This window comes from Bacillus sp. UMB0893, assembly GCF_002858905.1.
Lineage (GTDB): Bacteria > Bacillota > Bacilli > Bacillales > Bacillaceae > Bacillus_P.
Genome location: NZ_PKLB01000007.1, coordinates 110,010 through 122,382 on the forward strand (window position 1 = coordinate 110,010; position 12,373 = coordinate 122,382).

Sequence of the window (12,373 nt, forward strand, 5' to 3'; positions counted from 1 at the left end):
TTTTCTGCCTGTCGTGACCCTGGCGCTTGCGCTTTTCATATAATTGTCATAACCAGCCCGAACTCATCATAGCTTGTCTTAAGAAGAATCGAAGGGTGGGATGATAGTCTTTGGCGTATATCATTGAAGATGCGAATGTCTTAAAAAACAATGGTTTTGAAAAAAGCTCTCTGCTGATTCGGAATAACAGAATTGATTATATAAGTCCTTCATTAAAACGGATGAAATCTATGAAAATGAATGCAGGGTCCTATGTGCTGACACCTGGACACGTGATGCTTGATTTCTCTCTTGAAGGTGCATTTTCTGATATTAAAAGAATCTTTATGGAAAAACTGATTGTAAAAGGCTGTACGACCGTGATTGCAGTTGCTTCAGCAGAATATGAACGGGATCTTCCAGAAGCGATTCGAAAAAAGAAACAAATCATGATTAATTCTCCTATCGATTACTGCATCGGTGTAAAAGTTCCGCTGAAAAAACTGACCCCATCATTGCTCATAAACTGCAAAAAAAATAAAATCCCGCTGCTTGTTATCGAGATCAACGCAGAAGATTCCATTGCCGATTTCCCATGGGAATGGATCAGAAACAGCATTTATGGTTTTCCAATGACGTTACTGCCGCTTTGGAGAGAGCATGCTTCTCTAAATAAAAAGAAAATGCAATTCATACAATTGATGAAGAAACACCGAATTTCAGCAGAACTGGAGTGTCCAATGGAGCATGTCCAGATTGAAAAACCGCTCTTAATGAAAATTGGCATTTACCCAGAAAAAGGAGATATCCGCATCGGCGGCGAAGTTGATTATAACCTGTATGGGCTAAATGAGTTCAATTCAGTTGAAGAAAAGTTCTCTGGAGGGTATCATATTCATATTCCTGAATTTACGATTCATAAAGGACAGCTGATCAAAGTTGGTCAGAAAATTTGCTTAAAACCAGGATTTGGAGAATATTGTGAAATTGCCATGTCTGGCAGGTTTGCTGCAAATGCTGTCCCATAAGGAGTTCCCCTGAAAGTTTATAACTATAAAATTTTGCGCATTGGTGTCCAGTTCCAGCGCCTGACAACCCGGTCAAAGCGGTGCTGCCGATGAAGTCAAACCGGGACTTCAGCGTCAACCCCAATTATGCCTGCCGGAGGAATAAAGGTGCTTGCGCTTTTCTTAGAAAGGGCGTTACAAGTTGAAAAATTCATTAGCTGAAGCAATAGAATTAGTTGAGTCAGGACAAGCAGAAGAAGGCTTGAAAAAACTGACAGCGATCGAAAAGACTCTGCATGATGAGGAGAAATTTCTGCTTGCGGAAAAATACTATCAGTGGGGCAATACAGAACAAGCGCTGAATATTATGGAAGACATGCAGCTGCTGTATCCGGAAGAATCTGAGATTACGGTGTTTTTAGCAGAACTCTATATTGATATGGATGAGGAAGAAAAGGCACTTGAACTTTTAAACACAATTCCTGAAACAGATTCTTCTTATGTGCAGGCACTAATCTTATCTGCAGATTTGTATCAAATGCAGGGGCTTAACGAAGTAAGCGAGCAAAAGCTGCTTGCTGCAAAAAAAATAGTGCCGAAAGAACCTGTAATTGACTTTGCTTTAGGTGAACTTTATTTTCATCAAGGTCACTACCATAGAGCCATTCCCTATTTTAAAGATGTGTTAAAAGAGCATGCGGTGATAACGGGAGTCAATGTCTATCAAAGGCTGGCAGAATCAATCAGTGCCTCCGGCGAATTTGAAGAAGCTCTTCCGTATTATGAGAAAGCAGTAGAAGAACAAGTGGATCTGCATACCCTATTCGGATATGGATTCACGGCATTGCAGGCTAATTATACAAAAACAGCCATCGATCAGTTTATTAAATTAAAAGAGCTCGATCATGAATATACATCTCTTTACTTATATTTAGCAAAAGCATACGAAGAAGAAGGCATGCTGCAAGAAAGTCTGCAAACAGTAAAAGATGGGCTGAAGGTAGATGAATATAATAAAGAACTTTTCGTCTACGGCGGGAAAGTAGCCTTGAAAAACAATGAACCGCATGAAGCTGTAAAATTGCTTCGTGAAGCAATTGCGATTGATCCAGGCCATGTTGAGGCAACAATAACACTGACAAATATTTACATGCAGGAACAAAAATTTGAAGACGTGATTGATTGTCTGAAGGAAGTGATGAGGTACGGAGAGGAAGATCCGGAATACGACCGGAAATTAGCCCGGGCTTATCATGAAACGGAGCAATATTCAGATGCATTAAACCATTACCAGCGCGCATATAATTTCTTCAAGGAAGAACCAGATTTTCTTATGGAGTATGGCTATTACTTGTTAGAAGATGGAAATCGCGCTGCTGCTCAGGAAATGTTCCGTCAAGCTTTGAAGTACGATCCGGCGAATGTCGAAATCGAAGAGATTTTGATGCAATTAGAGGATGATTTTTAACTCGCAAACAGAAGGATTTCACCTAAGATCTGTTGAACTTTAAAAGATAAGAATCTACAGTTAGCAGAGGAGGGAAATGCATATGATGGCCCCTGTATCTGTCATTGAGAAGAAGGATTTTATCAGGTGGTTCTTAAATCATTATCAGTTGAAGAGACGAGAGTGTGTTTGGATTTTGAATTACTTAATGAGTCACGATACGCTGATGGAAAAAGTGCATTTCGTCGAGCAGGCTCAGTATTGTCCGCGTGGGATTATCATGTCAACGCATTGTGTAGAGGAAGTGCCATTTCGTTTTTACAAAGAAAATGTCATGACAACGGATGCAGAAAAATCGTTTCATGATATTCGGTTAAATAAAGACGAGGATCTGTTCATTCAGCTTAACTTCCGTTCGGCCTACCAGTCGCCGAATTACGCAGCCGTGCTTGAAGCAAATCCATTTATGCCAAAACACTTGAACATCAATGAAAAAGACCGTGTTATCGCTGAAAGAATTTTGGAAGAATCCATTCAGACTTTCCAAAAAGAAAAGCTGCTGCAAATGATTGATGACGCGCTTGACCGACAAGATAAAGAAGCATTTGCAAGTTTAACAGAAAAACTGAAATGCTTGAATAAGTGAGAACCTCCTGAGAGAAGAGGTTCTTTTTTTTATTAAACTGATCATACTGTGTTTTATACTGATAAAATCTTAGTTTAGACCGATAAAACCAGGAATTAGACCGATAAAACCAGGAATTAGACTGATAAAACCTGAAAGTAATGGTAAATCTCTAAGTTAGATAGTGAGGATTACTACTAAATAAATTTTTCTGAATTTTCAATTGATTTTTCGGTCAGAACATGACAAAATATGATTGTTATATGTAACCGTTTACATATATGGCAATTTTTTTTTAATTGCCAGTTTGTGCAAACGATTTCACAAACAAGCATAAGGGGGAAAAGGGATGAGGAGAAGTCAAAAGAAATGGACAGCGATGTTTCTTATATGGCTGTTGTTATTCAGCGGGATGACCAATACTTGGCCTGTCATTTCTGAAGCAGCAGAAACAGGGATAACAGTTGATGGAAGCAAAGAAGACTGGAAAGAAACTCAATCTCTTTCTTCTTCTGCGGCCGCGGGCTATGAAGGATTTCAGCTTGGGGATGTCTACCTGAAAAATGACAGTCAGTACTTATATTATTGGGTTGATGCTAAGAATATCCCGAATTGGGGAGACAATGGGATGTATCTCAATCTCGCACTCAACGTAAATGACATTGATTCAAAAGTGGAAGAAAATCCATGGGGAGCTCCGTTTCATTTTGGAGGCATGGATGAAAAACCGCAGTTTCATATTGTTTCAAGAATCAAAAATGATAATGAAATGAACGGAGCTGCTCTTTACAGTTCAAGTGATTTAAGTATACCTATACTTTCAACGTGGGACGGCGCAAAGGCTGCAGAGTTTGCTGTTGACCGGACACAAGGGTTTGAAGGTAAAATTCCTTTGAGCGAACTTGGATTAAAAAATGATGACACGCTAAAAGCAATTGCCGTTTTGAGCGGAAATAATGCTGCTGAACATGGCGCTTTTGACGTTAGTCCAGAAGCAGACGGAAATGCCACAGCGAAATCATGGAATGAAAAAGACAATCCTAATGTTCAATCTGCATACAGCAGTGAATATAAAGTCAGCGGGATCGATCAGGCAGCAAAACTCAACCTGATCTCATCATCTCCTGCTAATGGAGAAAAAAATGTTAAGACCGCTTCTCCTATTACTCTTACTTATAATGAATCGGTTCAGCTGGCACAGCCAGATTTGATCGAGCTTAAAGACAGCGAAGGACAAGCTGTTAAATCGGAGATAAAGGCAAATGGAACTCAAGTAACGGTTAAGCCTGAAGCACTGCAAACAGCTAAATCGTATATACTGTCGGTTCCTAAGCAAGCCATTTTAGGCGAGGTTTCTAAAACTTCCTTGGATAAGGACCTTTCCGTTTCCTTTGAAACAAATAGTGAATCACTCTATACATTCAAAATCAATTACTTCCGTTTTGACGGCAAACAAAATGAATGGGATATGTGGATTTGGGAAGATGGAAAAGACGGCAAGGAATATGATTTTAATGGGACAGCTGATGGATTTGCCTCTGCATCTCAAGAATTCTCATCTTCTAAAATCAATATCATTACCCGTCCTGGAAGCTGGGCCGGTCAGGAAATGCAGCGTACCATCTCGGTTCCTGATGGAAAGAAAGAAGTAGAGGCCTGGATTGTAGAAGGGGTTGAAACGGTTTATTACAGCAAAGAGGAAGCTAATATTTCAGAAAGAGTTCAGGCTGCTATGATGGATAGTGCAGATACGATTACTGTTACTACCACTCATCCAGTTGAAGATTCAGAGATTGATACGTTTAGAGTGACAAATAATGAAAGCAAAAAAGAGTTAAAAGCAAACGTGAAAAAAGTAAGGGACAATCAAGTTTTGCTGACAATCGAGAATCCGGAAGATGTTGATGTAACAAAGCCATATGAAGTAAGAAGCGATCATTTTGCTCCGGCACAGGTCACAATGAGAAAAATCTTAGATGATAAGAAGTATTACTATAATGGAAAAGATTTAGGATTAACCTATCAATCTTCAAAAAGCACATTTAAACTATGGGCACCGACAGCTGAAAAAGTGAGTGTTGCTTTATTTGACGATGCTGGAACTTATAACGAAGCAGGCCTTGTTGAAGACCATACAAATGGCTCTGAACGGGAAATGGACCGCTCAGATAACGGTGTTTGGTCAAAAGAGATAACTGGTGATTTAAACGGTCAATTCTATATGTTTAAAGTTGAATTTGCAGATGGGAAAATAAATTATGTGGCTGACCCTTACTCTGTTGCAGTTAGTGCAAACGGTCAGCGATCAGCGATTCTCTCACTGGACAAAACAGATCCTGTGAATTGGAGTCAATCAAGCAAGCCTGTTCATATCGAACCGACAGATGCCATTTTGTATGAGCTCCATGTACGTGATTTCTCAATTGCCGAAAATTCAGGGATGAAAAATAAAGGGAAATTCAAGGCATTTACAGAAACAGGAACAACAGATAATAACGGAAACAGTACTGGAATTGATCATTTAAAAGATTTAGGTGTAACACACGTTCATTTATTGCCTTCTTATGATTTTAAAACAGTAAATGAATTAACCGTTGATGATCCTAATTCTAAAAACCCTAAGTTCAACTGGGGCTATGATCCTCAAAATTACAATGTACCTGAAGGATCATATTCTACTGATCCGCAAGATCCGGCAGTACGTGTAAAAGAATTTAAAGAAATGGTTCAATCCATGCATGATCAGGGGATTCGCGTCGTGATGGATGTTGTATACAATCATACCTTTGATGTGCCAAATGGTCCGTTTGATAAAATTGTTCCGGGTTATTATTACCGGACAACGGATACAGGCAAGCTTGCAAATGGATCAGGTGTAGGAAATGAAATTGCAAGCGAACGCCCTATGGTTCGCAAGTACATTAAAGATTCAGTTCGTTATTGGGCTGAAGAGTACAATGTTGATGGATTCCGCTTTGATTTGATGGGATTAATTGATACTCCTACAATGGAACAAATTACGAAGGAATTGCATGAGCAGGTTGATCCAAGCATCCTGGTTTATGGAGAACCGTGGCAAGCTGGCGGTTCACCGCTTCCCGAAAATCAGCAAACCGTAAAAGGTTCTCAAAAAGACAAACATTTTGCAGTCTTCAATGATAATTTAAGAGGGGCAATTAAAGGCGGCAGTGATGATGCTTCAAAAGGATTCGCTACAGGGGAAACAGGTAAAGAAGCAGATCTTTTAAAAGGTGTGTATGGAGCAATTAATGATTTCACAAACAGTCCTACAGAAACAATCAACTACGTAACAGCACATGATAACTTGAACATGTGGGATAAAGTCATTAAAACACAAGGACTTGAGGAGCAAGAAGGCTTTGTTGAAATTAAAGATGGAATCCTTCAAGGCGAGGATGCCGTAAAATACTCTTCAGTTGAAGAAGCGGTTGCTGCAGCCAGCCCTCATCATGCAGTAGATAAGAATTACGTAATGGAAAATGAAACAGTTAAGCGCAGCCTGTTGGCAAATGGCATTGCCCTCACTTCTCAAGGAATTCCATTCATTCATGCAGGAGATGAACTGCTGCGCACAAAATTCGGGGATCACAATAGCTACAAAAGTCCGGATGCAATCAATCAAATTCGCTGGGCTGATAAAAAAGAGTACGAGGAAGTCTTTGATTATTACAAAGGATTAATTGAAATGAGAAAAACGCATCCTGCTTTCAGAATGAGTACAAAAGAAGCTGCCGAGAAGAACATTGAAGTCTTTAAGCAAGACGGAAATATTGTTGCTTATAAGCTCAAAAATCATGCTAATGGCGACAGCTGGAATAACATTGTCGTTATCTATAACGGAAACAATGAAGCCAAAAAAGTGACATTGCCTGACGATGTCAAATGGAATGTAGCTGTTGATCATAAAGATGCTGGTACAAAATCGCTTAGAACAATAGACAAAGCTGAGGCAGAAGTACAGCCGCTTTCTATGATGGTTTTATTCGATGAAGAAAAAACCTACACACCAGTTGTTGAATCGATTGATGTTACCCCTAAAGAATTAGGCTTAGAACCAGGCAGCACAAGAGTCATTCGTGCTATTGCGAAAGATCAAAACGGAAATCCAAGTATAGAGAAAATCGTCTGGTCTGCAAAAAATGATAAGATTGCAACTGTCAATCAGGCAGGGAAAATCACGGCCCTAAAGAAAGGGAAAACGGAAATCACTGCAGCAATCGGTGATGTGAAAGCAACGATTCATGTAACAGTTGCGGATTTAATTCCCTCATCGATTACTTTGACAGGCGCAGAAAGCATCTTCGAAGGCTTTACTTCACAGATGACTGCTTTAGTAAAAGATCAATTTGGACAAAGCATTTCACAGGCCGATGTGAAATGGAATACAAGCGATGCATCTGTTGCTTCCGTGAATTCGAATGGAGAAGTAAGGGCTCTAAAACAAGGAAAAGCAACAATTACAGCACAAGCTGGCGATGTAAAAGCTCAATTAGAATTAACCGTGAAAAAATATGAGAAAAGATACATCCAATTCACCTATTCCAGAGAAGGAAACGATTATACAGATTGGAATATCTGGACGTGGCAAACAGGACTTGAGGATGGTGAAAAGCGCTTTACGAAGGAAAATGATAAAGGAGCTATTTCTACATTTGAAATAGGGCCTGATGCTTCAAGGATTGGCTTCGTGTTAAGAAAAGGGCAGGATTGGGCTGAAAAAGATCCTTACGATCAAGACCGCTATATAGAAGCAGATCCTTTTCAGACATTCACAAAGGTTTTTGTTGAGAGCGGCAAAGGAGAGTTTCATACCGTTCCTGCAGTTAAAGGACCTGTTATTTCTGATGGGAAAGCGACATTCTTTTATCGTGATCAGGAGCTGTTTGAAAATAATGCAATGCATACGATTGAAGCAGTAAAGCTGAGGATCGACGGAAATCTTTATGATATGGAATATGATGAGAAAAATGAATATTTCAAGCATACATTTGATATTCCGAAAGAAGGAAAGTACGAATATACGTATCTTGTAACAAAAGTCGGAGTGACAACAGAGGTTAAAGATCCTTATTTTGAGAAATCGTTTATTGAGTACATTGTTCCAAAAGTGAAGATGGACGCAAGTGTATATCCAAATGAAATCCAATCCAATCAGAATGCCGTTTTAAGCTTAAAGATCACTTCTGAACGGGAGGGTATAAAATTTACCAGCTTGTATGCAGACGCATCTTCAATTGGAGGATCTAAAGAGCTGCAGATTGATCCTCAATTGAACGAAATTACTCTTTCAGTAAAAGATTCAGTAACGGCAGGTGAGAAGGAAATTCCGGTAACAGCAGTAGATGAGTTTGGAAACAAACACACGACAACCGCAAAAGTAACAGTAAAAACAAGAGTTTCTTCTGATGAAGGTGATTTTGACTGGGATGAAGCAAGAATTTACTTCATGCTGACAGATCGATTTTTTGATGGGGATACATCTAATAATGATCCCAATGATGAAAATTATAATCAAAAGCATCCAGAAACATATCATGGCGGTGATTTTAAAGGAATCACAAACAAACTGGATTACCTTGAAGGTTTAGGAATTAATACAATCTGGATCACGCCGATCTTGGATAATATTGATTGGGATCTGAGACACAATAAAGACGGCAATCAATATGGATATCATGGATATTGGGCTAAAGATTTTACCAAGATTGATGAACATTTAGGAGAAATAAAAGACTTTAATGAATTAATTGATAAAGCACATGAACGGAATATAAAAGTCATGGTTGACGTTGTGCTGAATCATACCGGATATGGTCTGAAAGAAAACGATGCTAATAATGACGGCATCCCAAACTTTCCGACAGACGAAGATCGCAGCCGTTTTAAAGGTATGCTCCGTGATGGCGGAACAGATGTCATCAAAGGTGAACTCGCTGGCTTGCCAGATTTAAAAACAGAAGATCCTGAAGTTCGCAAAAAAATCATTGAATGGCAAACAAAGTGGGCAGCACATAAAACGGATACAGGTCAATCTATTGATTATTTCCGCGTCGATACAGTAAAGCATGTTGAAGAAACGACCTGGAAGGCATTTAAAAATGAATTAACAAAAGTGAACCCGAATTTCAAAATGATCGGCGAGTACTATGGAGCAGGCATTGATAATACGGGCGGTTATTTAAATAGCGGACAAATGGATTCGCTTTTAGACTTTAATTTCAAGTATGATGCCCGCGACTTTATCAATGGAAACATAGACGAGGTTGAAGCACGATTGGAATCACGAAATGACAAGCTTTCGAATACGGCTACAATGGGACAATTTCTGAGCAGTCATGATGAAGATGGCTTCCTCATGGCTCACGCAGGCAACGATTTAAGCAAACAAAAAATAGCAGCTTCTCTGCAAATAACAGCAAAAGGCCAGCCAGTCATTTATTATGGAGAAGAGCTCGGTCAAACAGGCAAGCATGCAGGTGATATGGATAAAGGCGAATTCAATGAAAATCGCTATAATCTGAATTGGGCAGATACTGATAATAATGATTTATTAGTTCATTATCAAAAATTGCTTAACATCCGCAAAGATTTTTCAAAAGTGTTTTCAAAAGGAACACGTGAAAAAACGGCAGGCAGCAATGAAGATGGATACCTGGTTTTCTCACGGGAATACAATGATCATGCTGTTTTAGTAGGTATTAATACAACTGAAGAAAAGCAGCAGGTTATTCTTGACGTACCATTCGAGAAATCTGATAAGGTTATTGATTTATATAGCGGAAAGGAATATAACGTCTCGAATGAACAGCAAGTAACAGTTGATCTGCCAGGCCGTAAACAAGGAGGTACTTTTATTCTTGCACTTGAAAACGATTCAGTTACACCACCTGGCGGGGAAGTACCTGGAGATGGCAACGGCGGAGATCCAGCTGACAATGACGGAGGGAATCCAGAGGGGACAGATAGCGGAACTGATGATCCTGGTTCAGAGAATCCGGATTATAACATGAATCCAGCATCAGACAATAGGAATGGCAGAGACTCATCAAGTACTGAAAATAGCCTGCCAGATACTGCAATGAACTCCTATTCTATCTTGCTGATTGGATTGGCAATAGGTGCTTTAGGTATTGTATGGTACCGCAGACTGCGCACTAAAACTTAAAAGTGAAGCCTCTTCTTAATTGAAGGGGCTTCACTTCTTTAATAGAAGGAGATCCAATGCTATGATTTATTAAAGTTTTATTGATTTTGGAATGCTGGTTGAGAGAAGCCGAGAAGAATGGGGTGAAAAATTCAGTGAAGCAAAAATCACTTATAACCTAAAAATTGATAAAACGGATTTTGGCACAAAAGGCTCTTTAAAATGAAACACAGAAACCAATATCTCCCTCTATTTCAAAACCTTATTAACAAACACAAATAATACCTATATAATTATTACATAATAAATAGAGGGAGCTGTAAGTCATGAAATGGACATCAGAAGACACAAGCATGTATCTTCAGTCAAAGGAATATGTAGATACCGCCATCATCCCGCTTGTCCAAATAGGATTTGGAAATAACGTGAAATCTTTGGCTGAAGAAGGGGAGTATACTGCGCTGATCACAGAAGATCTTGAACGTCAGCTTAAGGGAAGGGTCTTTTTATTTCCAGCCTGCACGTACATTTCAGGGCAAATGACAGATGGAGAAAAAACAATTCAACAATGGTACCATGAAGTAAAGGACAATTTCAAACATATTTTTTTCATTACAAGTGATGATTTGTGGCGAAATGTGGAAGAATTACATAAAGACATGGTGATCTATCTTCCGGCTATTCCATTGGAACATATGGACGAGTCCCTTAAAAGAAAAATGATTGAGGATCAAGTGAGCCAAATTTTGAACATTTTCTTACAATCTTGGAAGGCCTCATAAAAACCCTTACATTTTTATTGTTCCAAAAAAGGATAATATTGACCTTACTGGAAGATTGATATATCATGAGATTGTCCTAGTTTTATATGGTTTTATCGTATGTCCGAACGGACTTCAGCTTAAGATAGAGGGGGGAAAATGATGAGCGAGAAAAAACATCGGGTTTCAAGACGACAATTTCTCAACTATACGCTGACAGGTGTAGGCGGTTTCATGGCTGCGGGTATGCTAATGCCAATGGTTCGCTTTGCGCTCGACCCTGTACTTGGCAAGGTTGAAGAGCAAGATCTTGTACAGGTTGTGAAAGTAGACGAAATTACTGAAGAACCTCAACGTTTTAATTTTAAAATTAAACAAGTTGATGCTTGGCACAAGTCTGAAGAACCACGAGCTGCATGGGTTTTTAAAAATGACAAAGGGGATATAGTGGCTCTGTCGCCTGTATGTAAACATTTAGGATGTACGGTTAACTGGAACAGTGATCCGGCTAATCCTAACCAATTTTTCTGTCCCTGCCACTATGGAAGATATGAAAAAGACGGAACAAATGTACCTGGTACACCGCCGCTTGCACCACTTGATGTGTTCGTAAGTGAAGTGAAAGATGGATTTTTGTATCTTGGTTCAGCGAAACCACGAAAGGAGGCGTAATGAATGTTAAACAAGATTTATGACTGGGTTGATGAACGTTTGGATATTACGCCTATGTGGAGAGACATCGCTGACCATGAAGTGCCGGAGCATGTTAATCCTGCGCACCATTTTTCAGCTTTTGTGTATTGCTTTGGCGGACTGACGTTTTTTGTTACTGTTATTCAAGTTCTTTCTGGAATGTTTTTAACAATGTATTATGTTCCAGATATTAAAAATGCATGGGAATCTGTTTATTACCTGCAAAATGAAGTCGCTTTCGGACAAATAGTCCGCGGCATGCATCACTGGGGAGCGAGTCTTGTTATCGTTATGATGTTCTTACATACATTGCGTGTATTTTTCCAGGGTGCCTATAAAAAACCGCGTGAACTTAACTGGGTAGTTGGTGTTTTAATTTTCTTCGTTATGTTAGGGTTAGGTTTTACAGGTTATTTATTGCCTTGGGATATGAAAGCGCTATTTGCTACTAAGGTTGGACTTCAGATTGCTGAAGCGACACCGCTGATCGGAACTCAAGTGAAAACACTGCTTGCCGGACATCCGGAAATTGTCGGTGCACAGACATTGACGCGATTCTTTGCTATTCATGTGTTCTTCCTGCCTGCAGCATTATTTGGTTTAATGGGAGCTCACTTCATTATGATTCGTAAGCAGGGTATATCTGGACCTCTATAAAATAATCAGAAAAACGATTGTCCACAAATGATATGTAAT

The 12,373-nt window shown here is 39.3% G+C and carries 7 protein-coding genes; all 7 read left to right on the plus strand.

What is annotated here, in order from left to right; all coding sequences use genetic code 11:
- Positions 1-110 precede the first annotated feature (110 nt).
- The 7 genes from CYJ36_RS16000 (at position 111) to qcrB (ending at position 12,334) form a co-directional block, all read left to right on the plus strand.
- Positions 111-1,007: a hypothetical protein gene (locus CYJ36_RS16000; RefSeq protein WP_101568266.1), complete on the plus strand. Its 897-nt coding sequence runs from the start codon at positions 111-113 to the stop codon at positions 1,005-1,007.
- Positions 1,008-1,188: 181 nt separating this feature from the next.
- On the plus strand, positions 1,189-2,454 hold the full coding sequence (locus CYJ36_RS16005) for a tetratricopeptide repeat protein (RefSeq protein ID WP_101568267.1): 1,266 nt from the start codon (positions 1,189-1,191) through the stop codon (positions 2,452-2,454).
- Between the two features lie 82 nt (positions 2,455-2,536).
- Complete coding sequence (locus CYJ36_RS16010) at positions 2,537-3,079, plus strand: ReoY family proteolytic degradation factor (RefSeq protein ID WP_101568268.1); 543 nt, start codon at positions 2,537-2,539, stop codon at positions 3,077-3,079.
- A gap of 328 nt (positions 3,080-3,407) precedes the next feature.
- Positions 3,408-10,244, plus strand: a complete 6,837-nt coding sequence (pulA, locus tag CYJ36_RS16015; RefSeq protein WP_101568269.1) for a type I pullulanase — start codon at positions 3,408-3,410, stop codon at positions 10,242-10,244.
- A gap of 305 nt (positions 10,245-10,549) precedes the next feature.
- Positions 10,550-11,005, plus strand: coding sequence for a YpiF family protein (locus CYJ36_RS16020; protein ID WP_101568270.1), 456 nt, complete (start codon positions 10,550-10,552; stop codon positions 11,003-11,005).
- Positions 11,006-11,146: 141 nt separating this feature from the next.
- On the plus strand, positions 11,147-11,656 hold the full coding sequence (locus tag CYJ36_RS16025) for a ubiquinol-cytochrome c reductase iron-sulfur subunit (protein ID WP_101568271.1): 510 nt from the start codon (positions 11,147-11,149) through the stop codon (positions 11,654-11,656).
- Between the two features lie 3 nt (positions 11,657-11,659).
- Complete coding sequence (qcrB, locus tag CYJ36_RS16030) at positions 11,660-12,334, plus strand: menaquinol-cytochrome c reductase cytochrome b subunit (protein WP_029280290.1); 675 nt, start codon at positions 11,660-11,662, stop codon at positions 12,332-12,334.
- Positions 12,335-12,373 lie beyond the last annotated feature (39 nt).

Coding starts and splice junctions, on each gene's coding strand:
- CYJ36_RS16025 (WP_101568271.1), top strand. CDS start 11,147: ATGAGCGAGAAAAAACATCGGGTTTCAAGACGACAATTTCTCAACTAT.
- CYJ36_RS16020 (WP_101568270.1), top strand. CDS start 10,550: ATGAAATGGACATCAGAAGACACAAGCATGTATCTTCAGTCAAAGGAA.
- pulA (WP_101568269.1), top strand. CDS start 3,408: ATGAGGAGAAGTCAAAAGAAATGGACAGCGATGTTTCTTATATGGCTG.
- CYJ36_RS16010 (WP_101568268.1), top strand. CDS start 2,537: ATGATGGCCCCTGTATCTGTCATTGAGAAGAAGGATTTTATCAGGTGG.
- qcrB (WP_029280290.1), top strand. CDS start 11,660: ATGTTAAACAAGATTTATGACTGGGTTGATGAACGTTTGGATATTACG.